Source organism: Streptomyces sp. NL15-2K, from assembly GCF_030551255.1.
Classification (GTDB): Bacteria; Actinomycetota; Actinomycetes; order Streptomycetales; family Streptomycetaceae; genus Streptomyces.
Map to the genome: position 1 here is coordinate 7,195,523 of NZ_CP130630.1, position 21,752 is coordinate 7,217,274.

General features: G+C 70.4%; 14 protein-coding genes and 1 pseudogene. 9 read left to right on the plus strand and 6 right to left on the minus strand.

Translation table 11 applies throughout. From position 1 onward, the window contains the following. Positions 1 to 1,028: 1,028 nt before the first annotated feature. Positions 1,029 to 1,406 (plus strand): annotated as a pseudogene (locus Q4V64_RS55375) (replication initiator); the annotation flags it as partial. Next, positions 1,398 to 1,631 carry a LysE family transporter gene (locus Q4V64_RS55380; protein WP_253266914.1) on the plus strand — a complete coding sequence of 78 codons (234 nt, stop codon included), beginning with the start codon at positions 1,398 to 1,400 and terminating at the stop codon, positions 1,629 to 1,631. The pseudogene Q4V64_RS55375 and the gene Q4V64_RS55380, both read left to right, overlap by 9 nt. On the opposite strand, the gene Q4V64_RS32610 is transcribed toward Q4V64_RS55380, so the two are convergent. Beyond that, positions 1,632 to 3,059, minus strand: coding sequence for an FAD-dependent oxidoreductase (locus Q4V64_RS32610; protein ID WP_124439672.1), 1,428 nt, complete (start codon positions 3,057 to 3,059; stop codon positions 1,632 to 1,634). 73 nt (positions 3,060 to 3,132) lie between these two features. Between Q4V64_RS32610 and Q4V64_RS32615 the strand changes: the two genes are divergently transcribed. Further along, on the plus strand, positions 3,133 to 3,783 hold the full coding sequence (locus Q4V64_RS32615; RefSeq protein WP_124439671.1) for a TetR/AcrR family transcriptional regulator: 651 nt from the start codon (positions 3,133 to 3,135) through the stop codon (positions 3,781 to 3,783). 24 nt (positions 3,784 to 3,807) lie between these two features. Here Q4V64_RS32615 and Q4V64_RS32620 read toward each other — a convergent pair whose 3' ends face one another. Beyond that, entirely contained in the window at positions 3,808 to 4,728 is a 921-nt protein-coding gene (locus Q4V64_RS32620) for a class I SAM-dependent methyltransferase (protein WP_124439670.1), read from the minus strand. 584 nt (positions 4,729 to 5,312) lie between these two features. Between Q4V64_RS32620 and Q4V64_RS32625 the strand changes: the two genes are divergently transcribed. The 4 genes from Q4V64_RS32625 to Q4V64_RS32640 all read left to right on the plus strand — a co-directional run bounded on the left by Q4V64_RS32625 (position 5,313) and on the right by Q4V64_RS32640 (position 12,211). After that, complete coding sequence (locus Q4V64_RS32625; RefSeq protein ID WP_172629159.1) at positions 5,313 to 5,819, plus strand: hypothetical protein; 507 nt, start codon at positions 5,313 to 5,315, stop codon at positions 5,817 to 5,819. A gap of 95 nt (positions 5,820 to 5,914) precedes the next feature. Continuing rightward, on the plus strand, positions 5,915 to 8,113 hold the full coding sequence (locus tag Q4V64_RS32630) for a S1 family peptidase (RefSeq protein ID WP_124439669.1): 2,199 nt from the start codon (positions 5,915 to 5,917) through the stop codon (positions 8,111 to 8,113). Positions 8,114 to 8,391: 278 nt separating this feature from the next. Beyond that, on the plus strand, positions 8,392 to 11,757 hold the full coding sequence (locus Q4V64_RS32635) for an ALF repeat-containing protein (protein WP_124439668.1): 3,366 nt from the start codon (positions 8,392 to 8,394) through the stop codon (positions 11,755 to 11,757). Between the two features lie 64 nt (positions 11,758 to 11,821). Continuing rightward, positions 11,822 to 12,211, plus strand: a complete 390-nt coding sequence (locus Q4V64_RS32640; RefSeq protein WP_124439667.1) for a hypothetical protein — start codon at positions 11,822 to 11,824, stop codon at positions 12,209 to 12,211. 39 nt (positions 12,212 to 12,250) lie between these two features. Here Q4V64_RS32640 and Q4V64_RS32645 read toward each other — a convergent pair whose 3' ends face one another. From Q4V64_RS32645 to Q4V64_RS32660, 4 genes are all read right to left on the minus strand, one after another. Continuing rightward, positions 12,251 to 13,411: an acyltransferase gene (locus tag Q4V64_RS32645; protein WP_348540813.1), complete on the minus strand. Its 1,161-nt coding sequence runs from the start codon at positions 13,409 to 13,411 to the stop codon at positions 12,251 to 12,253. 230 nt (positions 13,412 to 13,641) lie between these two features. After that, positions 13,642 to 16,344, minus strand: a complete 2,703-nt coding sequence (locus Q4V64_RS32650) for a glycosyltransferase family 4 protein (protein ID WP_124439665.1) — start codon at positions 16,342 to 16,344, stop codon at positions 13,642 to 13,644. 202 nt (positions 16,345 to 16,546) lie between these two features. Continuing rightward, positions 16,547 to 17,878 (minus strand): alpha-2,8-polysialyltransferase family protein, encoded by a 1,332-nt coding sequence (locus tag Q4V64_RS32655; RefSeq protein WP_124439664.1) that lies wholly within the window; start codon positions 17,876 to 17,878, stop codon positions 16,547 to 16,549. Continuing rightward, positions 17,878 to 18,864: a glycosyltransferase family 2 protein gene (locus tag Q4V64_RS32660; protein ID WP_124439663.1), complete on the minus strand. Its 987-nt coding sequence runs from the start codon at positions 18,862 to 18,864 to the stop codon at positions 17,878 to 17,880. Before Q4V64_RS32660 ends, Q4V64_RS32655 begins: the two co-directional genes overlap by 1 nt. A gap of 198 nt (positions 18,865 to 19,062) precedes the next feature. Between Q4V64_RS32660 and Q4V64_RS32665 the strand changes: the two genes are divergently transcribed. Together Q4V64_RS32665 and Q4V64_RS32670 are read left to right on the plus strand one after the other, a co-directional pair. Continuing rightward, on the plus strand, positions 19,063 to 20,433 hold the full coding sequence (locus Q4V64_RS32665; RefSeq protein WP_124439662.1) for a DUF6716 putative glycosyltransferase: 1,371 nt from the start codon (positions 19,063 to 19,065) through the stop codon (positions 20,431 to 20,433). A gap of 48 nt (positions 20,434 to 20,481) precedes the next feature. Beyond that, complete coding sequence (locus Q4V64_RS32670; RefSeq protein WP_124439661.1) at positions 20,482 to 21,744, plus strand: N-acylneuraminate cytidylyltransferase; 1,263 nt, start codon at positions 20,482 to 20,484, stop codon at positions 21,742 to 21,744. The last annotated feature ends 8 nt before the right edge of the window (positions 21,745 to 21,752 follow it).

Sequence of the window (21,752 nt, forward strand, 5' to 3'; positions counted from 1 at the left end):
CCGGCCGTAGAGGATTTTGGGCTGGAGCTGCCATGGGGCGAGTGAACAGGGGGCCTTACGCTCGCCAGCGGATCGGGCAGTCTTTGGGACCTGCCCGCAATAGCCCGATCGGCCCCCTGTTCTTCGAGGCTCGCCCCATGGTGGCTGCCTAAAATCCTCGGAGGCCATCGGCCCCAGCCACAGAGGGTTTGCGCGGTGTGGCCTGTTCTGGGGGCACATGGGTGAGCACGCGTGGCCGTCGCGGGCCTGGTGCTGGCCGGTGAACACCGTGGGCCGGATCGGTGCCGTGGGCGTCTGGAGGGCGTGAGTCACGGGTCATGAGTCCACGGGGGCGGGGCGGGCAAAGTGGGCTGTGAGGAGCTGGCTCGCGCTCTCAGGTCGCCTGGTGTGCGCCGGGGCGGCGGCGCCCCGGACCGGACCGGCCGAAGGCCGCATGCCGGGCCGGGGTGCGGCAAGCCGCCCCGGCGGCGCGCCGAAGGCGCGCCTGGAGGAAGTGAAGACAGATTCCGACACCTGCCCCACGCCGCTGCCCGCTCCCGTCTCCGGTGGGCTCATGGTCCGGGGCGCAACCGGCTGATGCCAGGCTCCCCCGGCAACCCGATACGGCTACACGGGAGGCTCTTCGGCTGCGCGCCAAGTGCTCTGCCTGCGGCCGTAATTCGTTCGCGTTTCCCGGGCGCCCCATGCGATCATGGAGGTTCGAGCGACGAGCCATATTTCAGCGATTCTCAGGCATAGACACAGACTTTCTTCAACAGACATCACGCTTTCAGTCTTCTTCTGCCTGCTCTGCCTTCGTTCTCTCCCACGCTGCCTCGACACGCTCTCAGCTCCAGATCTGACACTTCATCAATTCAAGCTCAGCCAAGCCACAGCCAAGGAGATTTCAGCCATGACCCATACCTGCGCCTCGGCTCGCGCTCCTCCCTGTCCGTCCGTTTTGGAGGTGCCCTGTGTTCAACACCTCGCATGAGGTGACCACTTCGCATGCCCGCTCCGCTGACCTGGAGCGTGAAAAGCGTCTGCGGATGCTGTCCGATACCGATCGGGACATCATCCGCCTTGCAAACGATCCCCTGTTCCCACGCTGGCTGGAGCAGATACAGGCAATCGGGGGTTGTGCCCATCCGGTCTACCTGTCCGGCTCCACCCTCACCCGCGATGCCGTCACGGGCGAGGTGATCTCCTCCTACTCGACCGCTGGAGAGCCCGGTGAGCGGTTGGCCGTGCGCTGCCGCAACCGCCGTGCCTCGGTCTGCGAGCCGTGCGCCTACCTGCACGCGGGCGACACCTTCCAGCTGATCCGGGCGGGCCTGTCCGGCGGCAAGAACGTCCCCGCTGCGGTGCGGGACCGCCCCCGCCTCTTCGTCACCCTGACCGCTCCGTCATTCGGTCCGGTGCACCGCGTACGCGACGGGCTCCCGGGGTACGCCTACCCCGCCCTCTCCTTCGTCGTCCTCGGCGCCTTCGCCCAGCTGGCCAGCTTCCTGTACCTCACCGCGCTCATATTCAGCGGCACGAAGCTGGCCACCGCCTTCCGTCGCCGTAGGCGCCTGTCGGCCGGGGCGACCTCGGCGGCGGGTGCGCTGTTCCTCGGGTTCGCGGTGAAGCTGTCCCTGTCCAACGCGTAGTCACCGGCGCGGACCGAGCCGCATGAGGTAGTTGCCGAGCTGCCCGGACGCCGAGTCACCGGCCCAGCCGACGTAACCGTCCGGCCGTACGAGGAACAGCCCGGTCCCGTACGCCTGTTGCGCCTCCCCATGGACGACGTGCACGCACCCCGGCAGGTGATCCTCGGGCGCCTCCGTACCCACCGCGACGAGCGTCCAGTGCGGCCCCCGGAACGCGTCGAAGAGCCGTACGCCGTCCAGCGTGCCGTCGGGGGCCCGGTCGCCCGCGTGGAGGGGGCCGGGGGCCGTCCGGGTCTCGGCCGTGAGCGTCGAGTCCCGGTAGCCCAGGCCCAGTTGCGCCGTCGCCTCCCCGCGCCGCACCTCGCCGCGGTGCACGCTCGTCGACAGGCCGAGCATGTCCGCCGCGACGCGGCGCCGTTCCTCCTCGTAGGTGTCCAGCAGGGCCGGGTCCGCCCCGTCCCGCAGTACCGCGCCCAGCTTCCAGCCCAGGTTGTAGGCGTCCTGGACGCTGGTGTTGAGGCCCTGGCCCCCGGCGGGCGAGTGGACGTGCGCCGCGTCCCCGGCGAGGAAGACCCGGCCCGCACGGAAGCGGTCCGCCAGGGCCGCCCGGGGACGGAAGTCCGAGGCCCAGCGCACCTCCGTGACGTCATCGGGGGCGAGGTGGGAGCGGGCGGCGACGACCTTGCGGATGCCGTCGAGGGAGAGATCCACCGAGGTCCCCGCCGGGAACTGGGCGACCGCCTGGAAGTCCTCCGTGCCCGCCAGCGGGCAGATCGCCAGGAAGCCCTCGCTCTCCCCGTCCGGTCCGCCCGGCGGGAAGATGTGCCAGTTGTCACGGTCCAGGCCGCTGATCCGCACATCCGCCACCAGCATCGGGTTCGGGTCCACGGTCTCGCCCGTCATGCCGATGCCGACGGCCCGTCGTACGGCCGAGCGGCCGCCGTCGGCGGCGACCGCGTACCGGGCGCGGACATCCGGGCCGGTCGCGAAGTGTGCCGTCACCCCGTCCCCGTCCCGCCGGAGCCCGACGACGTCCCGCCCGAAGGCGACCGCCCCGCCCAGCTCCTCCAGCCGCGTGAACAGGATCTCCTGAGTGCGCCACTGCGGCACCATCCACGGCCCGGTGTACGGCGAGTCCTCGGCCGTCTCCGCCGGGTCGAACATCCGGTGCTCGCCCATCCGCCGCCCGTCCTGCCAGATCATCCCGACGGGGCTGGATTCCCCGGCGGCGAGGATCGCGTCGAGCACCCCGAGGTCGTCGAACACCTCCATCGTGCGCGGCTGGATGCCCTTGCCGCGCGAACCGGGGAACAGCCCGCCGGCCCGCTCCACGACCAGCGCGTCCACTCCCCGCCGGGCGAGGTCGATCCCGAGGGCGAGGCCGGTCGGCCCCGCGCCCACGATCAGTACGTCCACCTGAGCCCTCATACGCCAGCTCCCCCTTAACGCCGTTAAGTGCCACTGTGATGACAGTGCCCTTAACGTCGTTAAGCTGTCAAGCATGAATACGGAACGCCGAGCGCCCCTGGACCGCAAGCGGGTCGCCGACACCGCCCTGCGGCTCCTGAACGAGGTCGGTCTCGAGGGCCTGACCCTGCGCGCCATCGCCAAGGAGCTGGACGTCAAGGCACCCGCCCTGTACTGGCACTTCAAGGACAAGCAGGCGCTGCTCGACGAGATGGCGACGGAGATGTACCGCCGGATGATCGGCGGGACCCCGCTCGACCCCGACGACACCTGGCAGGAGCGGCTGCTGAAGTCCAACCGCGGACTGCGCGCGGCACTGCTCGCCTACCGCGACGGCGCGAAGGTCTTCAGTGGCTCACGCTTCACCGGCATGGAACACGCGGAACAGATGGAGGACAACCTCCGCCTCTTCACGGCCGCCGGCCTCACCCTCGCCCAGGCGGTCCGCGCGACCTCGACGACGTACCTGTACACCCTCGGCTTCGTCACCGAGGAACAGTCCGTCCAGCCCCTGCCCGGCGAACGCCGCGAAGGCTACGACCTACAGGAACGCGCCCGCCTGATGGCCGACTTTCCCTTGTCGGCTCAGGCGGGCGCGGAGATCTTCGAGGACTACGAACGGCACTTCGAGGAGGGGCTGGCGCTGCTGATCGCGGGGATCGAGGCGCGGTACGGGGTCGGCTGAGGCCGTACCGCCCCCCTCTCGCCCCTACGCCCGGCTCGTACGAGCCCGTCGCACGGCCCGCGTCACCACCGGCGGCAGCAGGTCGACGGCGATGCGCCGGGCGAGGGGACGGCGGGGCCCCGACGCCGGCCGGGGCTTCGGTGCCGATGCCGGGGCGGCCTTCGCCGGCTGCGGGACGGGCTCGACGTAGTGCTTCGAGCGCGGGAACGGCGGCTGCTTCATCCCCTGGGCCCGGGCCCGGACCAGCCGGTGCCCCGCCGCTTCCTGCACGCTCAGACCGACGTCCGTGCGCTCCCTGAGCATGGCCAGCAGCTCCTCCTGGACCGGCTCGGGGTCGCCCCAGGTGCCGTACAGCTTCTGCGTGCTGAGGCAGATCGGGCGCAGACCGCGGTTGAGCACGGCCTCCCATACGGCGACGGAGACGCCCGGGGTGTGCTCGGAGCGGAAGTCGTCGAGGACGACGATCCCGTCGGGCACCAGGATGTCGCGGGTCGCGCCGATGTCGCCGTACACGTGCTCGTACAGGTGCGAGGCGTCGATGTGGACGAAGCGGCAGGTCTTCGGGTCGACCTTGTCGGAGATGACGGAGGTGGGGGCCTCGATCACCGTGGGCAGCTCGTCGTGGAAGGAGAGGTAGTTCCGCTCGAAGGCCTGCCGGGTGAGCGAGGAGTACGACTTCGCGGTCTCGGCCTTGTTGGCTCCGTCGGGTGCCTCGCCGCCGAACAGGTCGCAGACCGTGAACTTCTCGCCGTCCCTCAGGTGGTGCCCGGCGAGGATCGCGCTCTTGCCCATGTAGGCGCCGAGTTCCAGCAGGTCGCCCTGGAACCCGTTTGCCTCCTGCCGTTCGAGGAACCAGGTGAACAGGACCTGATCGAGCGGCGGGAACCAGCCGGGGACGTCCTTGAGCTCGCCGGGGGGCGTGGTTGACTGCTGTGCGTTGGCCATGCATCGAGCATGCTCGCTCTACGTGGCACAAACTGTCACCGGGCTGAACGTCTGATGAACAACGCTCGATCGGTCCAAACCGGCGGGCTTGGTCCGGGCGGGCGCGGAGATTCCAATGCTGCCGCCGGTGCCCCCAGCAATTCGGAGAATTCTTTCTTCGTCACCCTTCGTTTACCGTTTCCTTGCCTGGGTTCAATATCCGCTCCAAGTGGTGTGACGTGCACCACAGGGGCGGATGGTGGAATGCCTGTATTGCGGCAGATTTACAGGATGGACAAAGGTCGAGTCATGAGATTTCATGGCGCAGTCAAAGGGCATCCAGGCGTGCGTAGAAAGCGCTTCCAGGGCCGTGTTCTTTTCAGGCGGGGTGTCGAGGGCTGCCAGCGGGGGGTGGGCTCATGAACGCGCGAATTCAAGTCGTTTCATTACCGTGCTCGGTATCCGTTTTCCCCCGGAATTTAGAAATGCAGCAGCCTTCGCGTCCGCGTTGACCCAGCGTTCCGGACAGTCGACCGGAACCGACGACTAGGACTGTGATGAAGGCACGTAGCGTGATTCGGCCGCGGCCGAAGCGGAAGAGACTCATGCGGCACGCTCTGGGCGTTGCGGCGGCGGCCGCGCTGGCCTGGCTCGTGGTGACGGCGGGCACGTCGGGTACGCCCGCGTCGTCGGGCGCGTCCGCCGAGGCGGTCGCCCCCATCGCCGACGAGGCGCCCGGCTACGCCGTCGAGGACTTCAAGTACCCGCAGGCCGACAAGATCCTTGCGGAACAGGGCATCACCCTGAAGCGAGGCGACGGCCACATCATCCTCGCCACCTGTGGCAGCGAGACCGGTCTGCTGGAGATCTGGACCCGCAGCTCGGTGGACAGGGTCTGCTTCCGCGTTACCGGCAACTCCGGCTACCTGACCTTGGAGATCCCCGCGGTCTTCAACGTCAGGGGAAACGACTACACGACCCAGGTCGACATGACGGTCGACGGCGAGAAGAAGTCGTACGACATCGCCGAGAACACCTGGACTCCCGTGGGTGAGAGCACGGACGAGCAGGGGCGCCAATTCGCCCTCGTCGAGATCAGGACCTCCAAGTAATGCTCCGGATTTCCGAGTAACGCTTTGCCGACGTCTCTCATCAGCCTTTCGCCGTCCGGTGCCCACCGGAGGCATAGACCTCGCCCAGGGAAATCATGAACACCCAACGCCCCAGACCTGTCCGGTTCGCCGTGCTGGCCGCGGCTCTGCTCACGACTCCGCTCGCGTTAACCGCCGCGCCCGCACACGCCGTCAGCGGCACCGCCGCGACCGGCACCACCTACGCCTACACCGCGCGCCTGGACATCGGCGACGGCACGCGTGCTTGCTCCGGCACCCTCCTCCACGCCGAATGGCTGCTCACGGCAGCCAGTTGCTTCGCCGACAACCCGGCCGCCGACCTCACCGTGCCCGCCGGTGCCCCGAAGCTGAAGACGACCGCGACGATCGGTCGCACTGACCTCACCACCACCGTCGGCGCGGTCCGCCAAGTGGTGGAGCTGGTCCCGCGCACCGACCGCGACCTGGTGCTCGCCCGCCTCTCCCGGCCGGTCACCACCGCCCCCGTGGCCCTGGCCACCGCCGCGCCCACCGTCGGCGAGCAACTGACCGTCGCCGGATACGGCCGGACGAAGGGCGAATGGGCCCCGCTGAAGCTGCACACCGGCGCGTTCTCGGTGGACACCTCCGACGCCACCACCGCCGCGGTCACCGGCAAGAACGGCGCGGCGATCTGCGCGGGCGACGCCGGCGGCCCGGTGGTGCGCGTGACGAACGGTCAGGCCAGGCTCGCCGCTGTCAACAGCCGCTCCTGGCAGGGCGGCTGCTTCGGCACGGACACCGCCGAGACCCGCACCGGGGGCGTCGCCACCCGCGTCGACGACCTGGGCGCCTGGATCGCCGCCAAGGCCGGCACGACCCGCGTGACCGACTTCAACTGCGACGCCGCTGAGGATGTCGCGGTCGGCGATCCCAAGGCCACCGTGGGCGATCAGTCGGAAGCCGGCCTGGTGAAGGTCGTCTACGGCGCGGGCAAGGGCAGCGAGACGGTCCACCAGGACCTCGGCCACGTCCCCGGCGGAGCCGAGGCGGATGACGAGTTCGGCGGCGAGCTCGCCGCCGTCGACCACGACGAGGACGGCTGCACCGACCTGGTCGTGGGCACCCCCTCCGAGGACGTCGGCACCGTGGCGAACGCTGGCTGGGTGACCGTGCTCTACGGCTCCCGGAACGGACTCGGCCAGGGCAAGGCCGCGCTCAACCTCCAACAGGGCACCGGCACGGGTGCCATCAAGGATCGGGCGTCCGAGGCGGACGACCGGATGGGTGCGGCGCTGGCCGCGGGCCAGACCGCCACCGGTGAGCCGTACCTGCTGATCGGCGCGCCCGGCAAGAACCTGAAGGGCTCCGTGAACGCGGGTCTGGTCTACTACCTGCGCGGATCCGTCAGCGTCTCGGTCCACCAGGACTCTCCGGGCGTGGTGGGCGTCATCAGCGCCGGCGACGAGTTCGGCGCCTCCGTCGCGGGCTCGCCGAACCACATCGCGATCGGCTCCCCCGGCGAGACGGTCGGCACCAGCGCCGACGTCGGCATGACGGCGATTCTCAAGCACGACGTGAACGCGGACGGCATCCCCGCCCCAGTGGCGAGCATCAACCAGGACTCCGACGGCATCGGCGACGGGGGCGAGGGCGGTGACCTGTTCGGCTCGTCGCTCTCGATGGTCGCGTACCGCCCCTCCGGCGCCACCGCCGCGACCGATTCGGTCCTCGCCATCGGAGCCCCCGGTGAGACGCTCTGGGTCGGCACGAACTCCTTCCCCCAGGCGGGGCTGGTGACCACGGTCCGGGTGACCGCAGCCGGCGCGGTCACTGAACTGGCCACCGTCCACCAAGGCGTCGAGGGTGTGAACGGGGCTTCCGCGACCGGTGACGGATTTGGCACGGAGGTGGCCGCCATGAACACCGCGCCGAACGCGACCGGCACCGCCTCGACCATGGTGCTGGCGGTCGGCGTACCCGGCAAGGACATCGGCACGGCCACGGACGCGGGCATCGTGCAGACCTTCTCGCTCCTGGGCGCGCCGGGCGACTCCGACCACTGGATCGAGGCGGGCAACGACCGAGGCCTGCCAGGCACCCCGGGCGCGTCGCAGCTCGCGGGCAAGTACCTGAACGCCACCGGCACGCACCTGTGGATCGGCATGCCGCATGGCCCCGCCGACCGCGGCGCCATCCATCGCCTTCCGTGGTCGAACGCCATGGGCGGAGCGGGCGCGACCGTGACGACCTATCAGCCCGGCTCGGGCGGCATGCCCCTCACGGGCAAGGCCTTCGGCATGGCCATCCGCTGATCCGTCGGCCGTATCGACCCCGGAAGGGAGCTTCCGTCCGGGGCCACCCCTCTCATATCGATCCGGGACGCCGGACGGATCCCTGACGATCACATCCGCCGACGCCCGTTTCGGCACCACAGAACACCAAGGGACACGCGCCCGTCGCTCCCGAGCGCCCACGCAACGGTCCGACCTCCGTGGGCGCTCGCGGGGACACGCGCGCGGCTGACACACCACTCTGCCCGGCGGTATGCCCCCGTGCGCGCGCCGCCGGGCACCGATCCCGAAGGACTACTGTGAACACCACCTACTGGAGCAGACGGCGCGTTCTCGGCGCCTTAGCCGCCACCACCGCCGTCGCCGCCACTTCGAGCCTCGTCCTCACTCCCGGGGCCGCCGCAGCTGTGACCGCCGAGCCGGAGGACGGCGACGACGGCGACCCGTTCAGCCTGCCGGACACCGAACGGGCGAAGGTCGTCAAGGCGTGGCTGCTGGGCGGCAAGGCCGTCCGCGCCGCCGCGGAAACCGCGCTCATCGGCTCCGACACCGACGTGCAGACCTTCCTGACGGTCGATCTGCCCAAGCTCACGGTGGAGGACAGCCGCGTCGCCATCGCCACCGCCCTCGCCGGCGGCGGGAAGGGCACCCGGCGTGAGGCCGTCGAGGCCCTCGACGCCGGCGACACCGCCATCGCCGACTTCCTGAGCGAGGGCTTCAAGCCCGCCATGCTGGAGGACCTGCGCTTCGCGACGTCGACCGTGATGGCCACCGGCGGCAAGGCGGTAGTACGCGTTGGTAGCGCAGCCCTGGACTCGGGCACCCAGGCAGCCCTGGAGGACTACCTCGTCAAGGGCCAGTTCACCGCGCGCCTGGAGGACATGCGCGTCGAAGTCTCCCAGCTCATGGTGCAGGCGGGCCCGGAGGTGCGGAAGTACGCCTCCCGGGCCTTGGACGGCACCGCGTCCGACGTGGAGTGGTTCCTCGACACCGGTCAGCACATCGCCCGCGCCCGCGACCAGGAGGCCGCGACGATCGCGGAGCTCGTCGCGGTCGTCGAACGCGAGGGCAAGAAGGCCGACACGATGACGAAGGCGGCCGAGGAGGCCTCGGCCCGTGCCGTGGTGGCCGCCGCGAAGGCCAAGGAGGCGGCGGAGAAGGCCGCAGCCGAGGCCCAGGCGGCACAGAACGACGTGATCAAGTCCGGCAGGGCGGCCCGCAAGGCGGCCCAGGCCGCGACCGGCGCGGCCGACTCGGCCCGGGTGGCCATCCGCGCCTCGCACGCCGCCGTCCAGGCCTCCCGCCGCGCCGCCTACGCCGCCACCGCCGCGAGCCAGGCCGCGGCCACCGCCGGCTCCGCCGCCGCCAAGGCATACAAGGCCGCCATTGCCGCGTCCAAGGACGCCTCCCAGGCATCGGCCGCCAAGAACGCCGCCGTCGCCGCCCGCAACGCCGCGGCTAAGGCCCGCAGCGCGGCGACGGCCGCCGACCACGCCGCAACCGCTTCGGTCCAGGCCGCGAGCGCCGGGTCCGCCGCCGCCTCGGCCGCCCGCAACGCCTCCGCCGCGGCGAGCGCCTCCGCCACGGCCGCCGCAGCCGCCGGTGCGGCGCAGGCCGAGGCCGCCGAGGCCAAGCGGCAGGCGCAGATCGCGAGCACCAACGCCACGATCGCCACCAACGCTGCCGGCACGGCCCAGGCGCTGGCGAACACGGCCGCGAAGGCCGCCGCCACCGCACGCGACGCCGCGAACAGTGCGGCGAGCCACGCCGACAAAGCCGCCACGGCGGCTGACTGGGCTGTCGCGAACGCGGGCAAGGCCGTGGAGTACGCGAAGAAGTCGACCGAGTTCGCAGGCGAGGCCACCAAGGCCGCGAACACCGCCACCGAGGCCGTCACCAAGGCGATCGAGGTGGAGAAGCAGGCCCGGGAGGCCGAGTGGCAGCGCCTGGACGAGGACATGCGGCAGGCGATCGAGGAGTGCCGCCTGCTCGCGCAGATCGAGGCGAAGGAGAGGGCGGAGCTCACCGAGAAGCGCACACAGGAAGCGCAGACCGACCAGGCCACGAAGGACCTCATCTCCCGAGCCGAGGCGGCACTGAAGGCGGGCGACACGGGCCTGGCCGCGACGGTCGGGCGCAAGGCGGCCATCGCCCTGATGAACTCCCACGGCACCTGGTCGCGCGAGGCCGCACGGTTCGCCCTGTGCGGTACGGACGCCGACGTCCACGCCTGGATCGACGCAGACCGTCAGCTCGCCCAGCGGCAGGATGACCGGGAGACCGCCTTCTACCTGGCCCAGACCCTCGCCAGCCCGGATGTCGTCGACGCGGCGACCACGGCGCTGGAAAGCGACGCCCCGGACGCCGGCACGCGGTTCCTCACCACCGGTCTGTTCCAGGCCGCCGTGACGGACAACCGCGTCGCGGTCTCCCGCATCCTGGCCGCCAAGCCCGGCAAAGCGGTCACGAAGGCGGCCAACGACGCGCTGGACGCGGGAACCGCCGAGGCGCTGCACAGGTTCTTCAGCGTCACTTACGAGGCGGCGCTGAAGGAGGACGACGCGGTCGCCACCTCCACCCTCCTCGCCACCGCGGGCCCGTACACGAAGGCACACGCGCAGGCCGCGCTGGAAGGACCGGCGTGGATGCGCCGTAACTTCGTCGCCTCAAAGCAGTACAAGACCGCGCAGCTTGACTACGACTCCGCCACCCACATCGCCGCCATTCAAGGCGCGATCGCCGCCGCCGCGAAGATCGCGCACAGGGCGCAGGAGGACGCCGCCGATGCGCAGGAGGCAGCGGCGAAGGCGCGCAACGCCGCCGCGGAAGCGACGCAGTGGGCTCAGAAGGCGCAGAACTCGGCCGACCAGGCCGACATCTCCGCGAAGCAGGCCGACGCGAACGCGGACGCCGCCGAGCAGTCGGCCAGGGACGCACAGGCCTCCGCCGACCGGGCAAAGGCGGCGGCCGCCACCGCCCGCACGGCCGCACGCTCGGCGAACCACTCCGCCAACCGTGCCGTGGACGCCGCCCGCAGCGCCGTCGCTTCCGCCAACTCGGCCCAGGCATCAGCCGCTTCTGCTCGCGCCTCCGCGATCCAGGCGGGCCAGGACGCGCGGACGGCAGCCGCCGCCGCGAGCCAGGCCCACCAGATCGCCACGGCAAAGCGGCAGGCGGAGATCGCGGCGGCGGCCCGGCAAGCGGCACAAGATGCCCGCGCGGCCCGGGAGTCCGGCACGAACCCGGCCGACACGGCCGAGAACGACACCGTCAAGGGCGGCCTTCCCTGGTGGAAGGAGGACGCGCGGTGGGCGGCCAATGTCTCCAACTGGATCAGCATCGGCACCGGGTTCGCCTCCGCCGTCTTCGCCCTGAGCGCCCCGCTGTTCGGGCCCTTCGCGCCGGTCGTGGGGTCGTTCGCCGCGGGTCTGGCGGTCACCTCCATCGCTTACTCCGGGCTCACTGCGGTATTCACCGGGATCGGCTACGGATGGACGAGCGGCGAATTCGTGGCGTCCCTCAACAGCGCCGCGCTCAGCCTGTTCACCTTCGGCCAGGCCCCGTGGCTGCGGATGGTCTATCCGGCGGCCTCGCGGATCACGCGGTTCGCCAACGACCTCGTGTCACCTGTCACCAGTACGCTCGGTGAGTTGTTCGATTGGTGAGAGCCGCGCCAGGGGCCGGCGGCAAGCGCGCCCGCCGGCCCCTGGCGCCCCGAAAGGACGCGTCATGCTCGCACGGCTTCCCCTTGGCCACCTGCTGCTCATGGCGGCCCTCGCCACCTTCCTCCTCGGCCTCGCCATCCAGCGGTGGATGAGCCCGCCCCGGGCCGCGATCGTCTTTGTCGTCGTCGCGTCCCTCGGCGCCTGCCTCGGCATGACCGCGGTAGGCGCGGCCGAACCTCAGTGGAGCGCACGGCAGATGCTGGTGCTGTACTCCTTCGTCTGGGCCGGGATGGCGACCGGCCTGTTCCTGTCCCGGAAAGGGCTCATGGCCTACGGCGACCAGGCGCGCCGCGCCGCACCGGGGCCGCCGCCCCCGTTCCCTACCCGCTACGTGGTGATCCTGTGTGGGGTGGTGTCCGCCATGGCCCTGCTGGCCTTTGTCCTCGCGACCTGACCGCACACGCGAACGACCGCCGCCGGGCGACCGCCCGACTCACCGCACCCTGGACAGCACCGCCCGCAGCCGCGGCGTCAGCGGCTCCTCGACGAACCGGTTGAGCAGCCAGGCCAGCAGTAGCATCGAGGCGATGGTCAGGGCGAACGTCTCCGCCGACGCCAGGTGCAGGCCGCGGTGCAGGAAGCGGATCACCACCCAGCCGAGGTGCTCGTGGACCAGGTAGAACGGGTACGTCAGCGCCCCGGCCACGGTCAGCCAGCGCCAGTTCGCCCAGTTCAGCCAGCCCAGCGCGATCGCCGCGACCGCCACGAAGCCGAAGGCGACGACGAGGACGATGCCGAACGTGGTGCGGTGGGCGAAGGCGTTCGGGTCGGACGCGTTCCACAGGCTCTGCACCGCGTAGTGCTGCCCGATCAGGAAGCTGACGGCCACGATGCCCCAGGCGTAGGCGTCCTGCCGGTCACGGTGGACGAGGTAGAGGCCGATGCCGCCGATGAAGAACGGCGCGTACTCGGGCATCAGGACGAGGTCGAGCAGCGGCTGGTGCGCCGCCTGCGCGATCGCGGCCGCCAGCGTCCAGCTCGCGCAGAACATGATGACGCGCCGCCGGTTCGCCCCGGGCAGTACGACGCACAGCGCGAACAGCGCGTAGAACCGGATCTCCACCCATAGCGTCCAGCAGACGCCCAGCACCCGGTCCGCGCCCAGCGGCTGCTGAAGCAGCGTCAGGTTCACCAGCGCGTCGCTCGGCGACACGGCCTCGTAGACGACCATCGGCAGGGCGAACACCGCCGTCACGAGGATGACCGCCACCCAGTAGGCCGGCATCAGCCGGGAGGCGCGGGAGGCGAAGAACGACCTCAGGGGCCGGCCCCAGCCGCTCATGCAGATCACGAACCCGCTGATCACGAAGAAGACCTGGACGCCGAGGCAGCCGTAGGTGGCGAACGAGCTCAGCGTGGGGAACTGCTCTTTCGGTGATGTGCCCCAGGCCCGGGTGACCTCACCGCCGCGCCCGGCGTAGTGGTACACCGCCACCATCAGCGCGGCGACCAGCCGCAGCCCGTCCAGGGCCCGCAGTCTGCCGCCTCCCCGGCGCTTGGCCGCGGGTGCGGGCGGGGTGGGGGTGATGCGCTCCTGGACGGGTGCGGCCACGGCGGGCTGCGGCTTCGATGTGCTCACGACCGTTTCGGTCACGCTGGTACCTCTCGCAGTACGCCGCGGGTTCTTTTTGGGCACGCTCCTGACCGAATACGTTCGGGTCATCGGAGAATCGTCAACAACGGGATCCTATGTCGTCACCCAGAGGGCTTTTGTTCGACGGAATCACCGTTTGCTCATCCGTTGCCGCGAGTTCACCTGAGTAGGCGGAATTTACCCGTCCGCCTCACTGGGACTTCAACTCACCTCAGCTCTCGCGGACTTCCTCACTCGGACTTCAGAAGCCGCGCCGAGCGATTCCCGAGCTGAATGCGGACCGCCTCCTTGCGTGCCAGCTGCCGGATGGACCGGCCCCGCGTGCCGAGCAGCGCCGCGACCCGCGCGACCTCCGTCCACACCCGCGCACGGTCGCCACCCGCGATAGCGGCCGCGGAAAGCAGCCGGCAGGCCTCCCCGATATCGCCGCGCCGCGCCCGGATCTCGGCCATGCCGATAATGACGTCCACCGGCTGTCTTCGGCGCAGTATCTCGGTGCCCACCCGCAGGGCGTCGTCGTGCTTGCCCGCCGCGAAGTGGCGGTCGAAGTCCTTGGTGAGGTACTTGCCGTGCCGGGAGAGCACCGCGGCGAACCTTCGCGTGGCCGCGGATCCGGAGCCGTCGGCGTCGAGCAGGCCCTCCTCCGCCTCCTCGGTCGTGGCGAGGTTGTCACCGGCCGAGGGCCGCGCGGTCTCGCCGAGCACGGGCAGTCCGAGCGCCGTCGTCATCCGGGCGGCGAAGGCGGGGATGTCGAACAGCTCCTCGACGTCCTGGTACTCGGTCTCAGAGATCTCCTCGTCCAGTACACGGCGCAGCGCGTCGAGCGCGGCCTCGGGCGTGTACTCGGTGAAGGAGCGGTACCCGGGCACGCCCTCCAGCACCTCCCGGGAGCCGACCCCGTGGTAGGTGACGGTGCGCAGCCGCTGCTGCACCGCCTCGACCACCGACAGCGGCATCGGGTCGTCGACGCTGGACAGGAAGAAGACGTCCGAGGCGGCCAGTTCCTCTCGCACACGGTCGCGCGAGAGCGCTCCCATCCACTCGACGCGGTCCGACAGCAGCGTCGAGGAACCTATGCGCCAGGTCTTGTGGCCGATCCACGCGAAACGCCAGGGCAGACCCTGCACATACGCCATTTCCGCGACCCGGGAGAACAGGTCGAGGCCCTTGCGGTCCTGCATGGAGCCGACCATCACGATCCGCGGCCGCTCGCCCGGAGTGCGCCGCGCCCGGGCACGGTGGGTGTCGCGCGGGACCGTGTTGTAGACCACGACCGGGTCGCTCACACCTAGCTGGCGGAACATGTCGGCCTGGCCAGTGGAGACGCACAGGACTTTCAGCTTCGGCAGCAGGGTGAGCATCTCCTGGTGCCGCAGCGTGTGTTGCCCGCCCTCGAAGTTCATGACGTACTCGGTCTCGTGGGCGTACAGCACCACGGACTTCCCCATGTCCTGCAGGGCCTGGACCAGTTCGTTGGCCAGCGGTGAACGCCAGAACGGCGCCAGGCTGTTGACCAAGACCACTTCGGCGCTCTCCAGGTCCGCCATGACGTCCTCGGCGCGGGAGTAGGCGCCGAGGTCGAAGTAGCGGACATCGACCGGGCTCTGCGCGAGCAGGGCCTGGGTGTAGGTGAGGACGGGGATGGCCACGCCGGTGACGTAGGAGAAACCGAGGCCGAGCACGGCCAGCGAGCGTGGCCGGTCCATCCGTTGCCGCACGGTACGCAGCGCTCTCTCGGCCCGCGACAGGCTTCCGTGGGCGTCGTCGGCCGACCCCCACCGCGGGGGCGCCGGCGGCTCCGCGGGCACGGTGGCCTGCTCGACGAGACGCAGGACGCGAGCGGCCACGTCGTCGTGGAAGGTGATGAAGTGTTCGACGGGTTCGCCGTGCACGTTGGCCGCGAACTTGCCCGAGCGCTGCAGGTCGGCGACGACGTCGACGAGTTCTCCGACGGTGCCGACGTTGCGCAGCAGGGGGTGGTTCATCGTGGGGAAGACGATGTTGAGCTGGGGCGGGCTGAAGAGGATCAGCGGCGTGCCCGCTCGCAGCGTCTGCAGGTAGGTCGTGGAGAAGAAGGTGACCGCGAGGTCGTATCCGTCGAGCGCATCGACGCCCAGCAGCGCCTTTTCGTTGAGGATCGTCACGTCGGGCAGGGTCTGGAGCCACTTGAGATGGCCGTCGAGCGTGGACGGGTGCGGCTTGATCTCGACCTCGCCGAACTCGGCGAGGGCCGCGCACAGGTCCTTGAGCTGTTCCCGGTGGGCCCCGCGGGAGAGTTTGCGCTGGTCGCTCAGCGGCTGGTCGAGGACCACGATGCGCAGCGGTTCACCGGCGTCCTTCGCGTGCCGGTGGGTGGTGGAGCGGGCCGCGCGCAGGAGGGCCGGGTCGTCGCTGTGCCCGAGTGCGCCGGTGATGTGGACGGGAGGGTTGGCGTCCGCGGAGCGGAACATCAGATGGTGGGCGGTGGCCGGACCCCAGACGCAGACGGCGGCCGGGGAGGAGGAGCCGTAGTACCAGTTCTGGTCGTGCAGCCCGGCGTCGGTCTTCTTGAAGCGGAAGTCCAGGTGCCCGTCCTGCAGGAGGATCAGCGGCACCGTGCGGCCCAGCGCCCCCGCCACCCGGCGGCCGCGCTGTGACTGGTCGTTGAAGAACACCAGCCGGTCGATGTGCTCCTGCTCGGCGAAGGCACATATTCGATAGCCGAGTTCCTCCAGGAACTCGGCGTCACTGAGCGCCTCGTCCACCATGAAGAGGTTGCGCACCGCGAGGTCGTCGAACCGGGCCGCGGCCTCCTCCTCGATCCACCCGGCGACCGCTCCGTCCCGGTCGGCCGTGACCAGGTGGAAGGAATGGGCCTCGGCCCCGGGCGCCCGCATGACCTCAGCGGCTAGGCCGACGCCGTTGCGGTTCTCGACAAAGACAGCGATGCGCATGGATGTGGTCCACTCCCAGTACTTGGATAGAACGGAAGGCGCTCATGCTGAAGGCCCCGTGCGTACCGGAGGACCAGGCATACCTTCTTTCGTGTGAAGGAAACATGACCTTCTTCCCCTGCCAGCCGACTGTCAGGGGAACGGAAGGTGAAGGAATTGTTGCTGTTGTGTGATGGGGTCCCTAGGGCCTGTCCGGCGGGCCCTAGCGGTGCACGGCCTTGCGGATCGCCCTGGCCCTCCGCACAACCCGCCGCGCGGTCGAGTTGCGCGGCAGGAATGCCAACCGCTGCGGAATGCCCCCGGGCAACCCCAACGAAGTAAGCCGCTTCCGCTTGAAGTACCGCCGGGTCCGCGGCACGAAGTGCTTCGCGAGATACCGCTCCGCCACCGGCCGCAGGCTCGGGTAGATCTGCGGCTGCATGCTGAAGCCCACCGCGGTGACCAGGCTGTTCAGCTCGTCGGCCGGGATGGCCTGTTCGCCCGCCCGCTCCTCCAGGTCCGGCAGGACGGCGTCGGCCAGCACGGCCGGGACACGGTTGCTGTTCTGGTAGGGCGCCAGCCGGTCGAGCAGCGGCTCCGTGCCGATGCGGGCGACCGGGAGGTCGTAGAAGGAGGACGCCGTGAAGAGCGCGGTGGAGAAGCAGCCGACGACCAGGCCGGGCCGGGCCCTTTCGAACAGCAGCTCGGCCAGGACGGGGGTGTCGAGGACGGTGAGGTCGACGCCCAGTTTCTCGGCCTCGGTCTCCAGGATCCGGCTGTAGCGGGCCGGGGCGGTGGGGTGCGGCTTGAAGACGACCGCGCGGTGGCCGCGGGCGACCGCGCCCCGCATCATCCGCACGTGCAGGTCCTCTTCCTCCTGGGGGGAGAGGATGTTCAGTGCGGACAGGTACTGGCCCAGCAGGAGCGCCGCGTTGTCGGGCAGGATCGGCAGCTCGGGGACGGTCGCGGTGAGTTCGCCCATCACCTTCAGGAATGCCGTCGTGGGCACCACGTGCGGCGGTACGTCGAACTCGGTGAGGAGCATCGGCGTCAGTCCCGGCACCAGGTCCAGGTGCAGGAGTCGGCGCACCCGGGTGCCGACCAGTGGGTCGATCTTGTTGCGGGTGGGGCCGTAGCTCATCAGGCCGTCGGCGTAGACGTCGACGGGGGCGCCGGTGAACAGCTGGGCGACGGTGAGGGCGGGGGTGACCTGGATGGACTCCAGGGCGAGTTCGACGCGGTCGTCGCCGAGGTTCCACAGCAGGCGCAGGTAGCGCTCGAAGAGCGGGATGTCGTCGGCGCGCGGTGTCCAGGCGCCGGGGTGGAAGGGGCGGATGGCCTCGTTCCAGGAGACGACGTCGTCGAAGTGGCTGCGCAGCGGCTCGAAGCCCGGCATCTCGTCGAGCGGCGTGGTGGTCTCCGGGGTCGTGGAGTTGTTGAAGACCAGGAGTATCCGTCGGTCCGGCTCCGTGAACAGGTCGGAGTCGATCGCGGCGGCCAGGGTGGCGGCGCCGTACAGCGTCGAGGCGCAGAAGATCTGAGTCGTACGGGGCATCAGGCGGCCGCCTTCGCTGTGGTGGCCCGGCGCCGCAGTCGCCGAAGCTTGGAGGAGCGGCGCATGTCCATGGTCTCGAGCACGTCACCGAGCGCGTCCTGCGGCATGCGCTTTATCGCCGCCGCGCTCATCGCCCGCAGCTGCTTGGCCACGGCCGGTTCCCACTTGGACTCGTCGGAGAGATGGTGGGCGATGATCGCGCAGTAGGTGCGCACCGCCTTCGGCAGCAGCCGGCCGGCGTCCGGGTCCGCGGCCGTCTCCTCGATCACCTGGTCGAAGGCACGGATGAAGTCGAGCTGGCGGACGTCGCCGATCTGCGTCAGGGAGGAGGCGACCCCGCGCCGGTAGAACACGCCGAGCAGGCTCACCACGGCGAACGACTCCGCCTCGCGGTGCAGCTTCCAGATCCACGGCCGGTCCTCGGCCGTGCGCAGCCCGTCGGTGAAGTGCAGCAGGCCCTTGTCGAGCAGGCGGCGGTGGTAGGCGCCGGCCCAGGCGAACGCGTAGTCGACGGAGGTCGAGCGGTCGGCGGGCAGGATCGCCTCGCGCGGGTTCATCACCTCGTAACGCCGTCCGACCGGGACCCGGTGCACGGAACGCGCGCGGGCGGTGGCCTGCACATGGTCGGTGCGGACGAAGTCGCAGCCCAGCTCCTCGATGGCGGACACCAGTTCGGAGAGGTAGCCGGGGGCCAGCCAGTCGTCGCCGTCCAGGAACGTCAGGTACTCGCCCCGCGCGGCGTCGAGGCCGGTGTTGCGGGCGGTGGCGAGCCCTCCGTTCACCTCGTGGCGGACATAACGGACCTGGGCGACATCCGAAAGTTCCTCGGCCGCTCGTTCGAGAATCGCCGGGGTTTCGTCCTTGGATTTGTCGTCCACCAGCACGAACTCGAAGTCGCGCCGGGCGTTCATTCGAAGGCTTCTGAGGGTGTCCGGGGCGTATTGCTGCACGTTGTAGAACGGCACGATCACGGAAAGCTTTGGCACCTGCGAAACGTTAGGAGGCTGCCCGGCTGCGGAACTTTCCGGTGAGGGTACGGAGGGTGAACTCAATGTGTCGGAACGGTGCATCCCGTGTTCTTTCCGCTCTCCGGCGGGCCAGTTCGGCTCGCGGTGGGCTGTTGTTAACTTTTCGTTGATTCACGGTTGGGCCGGACCTAGAAATTGCTTCCTAGCGTCTTCCTCGTGCCACCAAGCAAAACGAAGCCCCCGCGAATCGCCGTCCTCGCGGACTCGGACACCCGCTGGAAATGGGGTGCGCTGACCGCGGACCGCATCGCTCCGGGCCCGTCCATGGAAGCCGCAACGCGCGAGGACGCGCAAGTCCGCCCCGCGTTGAGCGGATTCCTGCTGCGCGGCCGGGCCACGCCCACTCCGCGCCAGCTTCAAGAGGTGGGGGTGCGCGCCGATTCCCTGCGGGAGGTCACGGCCGTCGAATTCCTGCGCGCCATGGCCGAGGAGGAGTACGACCTCGTCGTCCTCGCCCTCGTCGGCGGCGGCGTCCAGGCGATGCTGCACGGCCTCAAGCGTGTGTGGGAGGGCCGCGAGAAGCGTCCCGTCGTCGTCACCGGCTACGTCGGCGTCGTCTACGAGAAGCTCGCCGACGGCCTGCTCCTGCGGCACGGCGCCGACCTCGTCCTCGCCAACTCCCGCCAGGACGCGGAGCGTTTCCGCGCGGTGTACGAAGGAGTGGGCGCCGACGCCACGTCGGTGACCGAGGTGGCACTGCCGTTCCTGGGAGGCGCCGCCTACACCGGTGAGCACGACCCCTCTGCGAAGCAAGAGCGAAGGCCCTACACCGTGGTCTTCGCCGCGCAGCCGTCCGTTCCGGTCAGCCGCAAGGACCGTACGTATCTGCTGGAGCGGCTCGTTCGGCACGCGCGGCTGCACCCCGAGCGCGAGGTGCTGCTCAAGCTGCGCTCCAGGCCGGGCGAACACACCACGCACATCGAGGAGTTGCCCTACCAGAAGCTGGCGCAGCGGCTGGACGTCCCGTCCAACTTCCGCCTGGTCTACGGCAACATGGGCGAGGTCCTCGACCGGACCGACCTGCTGGTGACCATCAGCTCCACGGCCGCCCTCGAGTCCCTGCACCGCCGTGTCCCCACCGTCGTCCTCACCGACCTCGGCGTCCGTGAGGTGCTCGGCAACCACCACTTCGTCGGCTCCGGGTGCCTCGCCTCCTGGGACCAGCTCGACGCCGGACACCGGCCGTCGCCCGACGAGGAGTGGGTGGCCCGGCAGGGCGTCGCCGCGGACGGCTCCTACGCCACCGCCTTCGACGCGGCCCGCGAGCGCATCGCCAAGCTGCTCGCCCAGCCCGCCGGCCTGCCGCCCCTCATCCCGTACTACACACCCGCGACCGCCCCCGGCTACCTGCCCGGCATCCTCGCCCGCCACCACCTCGGCCCGGACGGCAGCCCGCTGCCCGGTGCGCCCGCGGCCGACAAGGACCCCGGCCCGGTCCGGCAGATCGTGCGCCGGGCGGCGCGCGGCGCCTACCGGCACGGGGTGCAGCGGGTCGCGCCCGTCATCCGGCGGATGGGCGAGCTGTGAGCCGCCGCCCCAATCCGACTTCAAGGCCCACTTCAAGGAGCTGAACCCATGTCCAACCCGGAAGCGGGCCAAGGCGCTTCGGTGCGCCGGGTGCTCGCGGTGATCCCCGCGCGCGGCGGCTCCAAGGGCGTCCCCGCGAAGAACCTCGCCCCCGTCGGGGGCGTGCCGCTGGTGGCGCGGGCGGTGCGCGAGTGCCGCGCGACCCGCCTGGTGACGGACGTGGTCGTCTCCACCGACGACCAGGCCATCGCGGCGGCGGCCCGCGAGGCCGGCGCCGAGGTCGTGCTGCGGCCGGCCGCCATCGCCGGCGACATGGCGACCTCGGAGGCCGCGGTCCTGCACGCGATGGACGCGCACGAGGCTCTGCACGGATCGGCCGTCGACGTGGTGCTGCTCGTGCAGTGCACCAGCCCGTTCATCCTCCGCGAGGACATCGACGGGGTGGCCGGCGCGGTCGTGGAGAACGGGGCCGACACGGCGGTGACCGTGGCACCCTTCCACGGCTTCATCTGGCGAGACGCCGACGACGCGGCCGAGACGGCCGATCAGGCCAACTCCGAAGACGTGAGCGGCGGTTACGGCGTCAACCACGACAAGTCCTTCCGCCCCCGCCGCCAGGACCGCCCCCAGGACCTGCTGGAGACCGGCGCCGCCTACGCGATGGAGGCGGCCGGCTTCCGCAAGCACCAGCACCGCTTCTTCGGCCACACGGAGCTCGTACGCACCGACCCGGCCCGCGTGCTGGAGATCGACGACCCGCACGACCTCGCCCGCGCCCGGGCCCTCGCGCCGCTGTTCGACGCGGACCTCCCCGGCGCCCTCCCGACCGCCGACGACATCGACGCGGTCGTACTCGACTTCGACGGCACCCAGACCGATGACCGGGTGCTGATCGACGCCGATGGAAAGGAGTTCGTCTCCGTGCACCGCGGAGACGGCCTCGGCATCGCCGCCCTGCGCAAGAGCGGGCTGGACATGCTGATCCTGTCCACGGAAGTGAACCCGGTCGTCGCCGCCCGGGCCCGGAAGCTCAAGATCCCGGTCCTGCACGGCATCGACCGCAAGGACCTCGCGCTGAAGCAGTGGTGCGAGGAGCAGGGCATCGCGCCTGAGCGCGTGCTCTACGTCGGCAACGACGTCAACGACCTCCCGTGCTTCGCCCTCGTCGGCTGGCCCGTGGCGGTCGCGAGCGCCCACGACGTCGTGCGCGGCGCCGCACGCGCGGTCACCACCGTCCCCGGTGGCGACGGCGCGATCCGAGAGATCGCCAGCTGGATCCTCGGCCCCTCTCTCGACTCCCTCAACAAGTAAGGAAAGTT

Excerpts from the sequence above, each read along its gene's own strand:
- Q4V64_RS32650 (WP_124439665.1), bottom strand. The coding sequence starts at position 16,344 with ATGCGCATCGCTGTCTTTGTCGAGAACCGCAACGGCGTCGGCCTAGCC.
- Q4V64_RS32615 (WP_124439671.1), top strand. The coding sequence starts at position 3,133 with ATGAATACGGAACGCCGAGCGCCCCTGGACCGCAAGCGGGTCGCCGAC.
- Q4V64_RS32625 (WP_172629159.1), top strand. The coding sequence starts at position 5,313 with ATGCGGCACGCTCTGGGCGTTGCGGCGGCGGCCGCGCTGGCCTGGCTC.
- Q4V64_RS32670 (WP_124439661.1), top strand. The coding sequence starts at position 20,482 with ATGTCCAACCCGGAAGCGGGCCAAGGCGCTTCGGTGCGCCGGGTGCTC.
- Q4V64_RS32630 (WP_124439669.1), top strand. The coding sequence starts at position 5,915 with ATGAACACCCAACGCCCCAGACCTGTCCGGTTCGCCGTGCTGGCCGCG.
- Q4V64_RS32655 (WP_124439664.1), bottom strand. The coding sequence starts at position 17,878 with ATGCCCCGTACGACTCAGATCTTCTGCGCCTCGACGCTGTACGGCGCC.
- Q4V64_RS32640 (WP_124439667.1), top strand. The coding sequence starts at position 11,822 with ATGCTCGCACGGCTTCCCCTTGGCCACCTGCTGCTCATGGCGGCCCTC.
- Q4V64_RS32610 (WP_124439672.1), bottom strand. The coding sequence starts at position 3,059 with ATGAGGGCTCAGGTGGACGTACTGATCGTGGGCGCGGGGCCGACCGGC.
- Q4V64_RS32620 (WP_124439670.1), bottom strand. The coding sequence starts at position 4,728 with ATGGCCAACGCACAGCAGTCAACCACGCCCCCCGGCGAGCTCAAGGAC.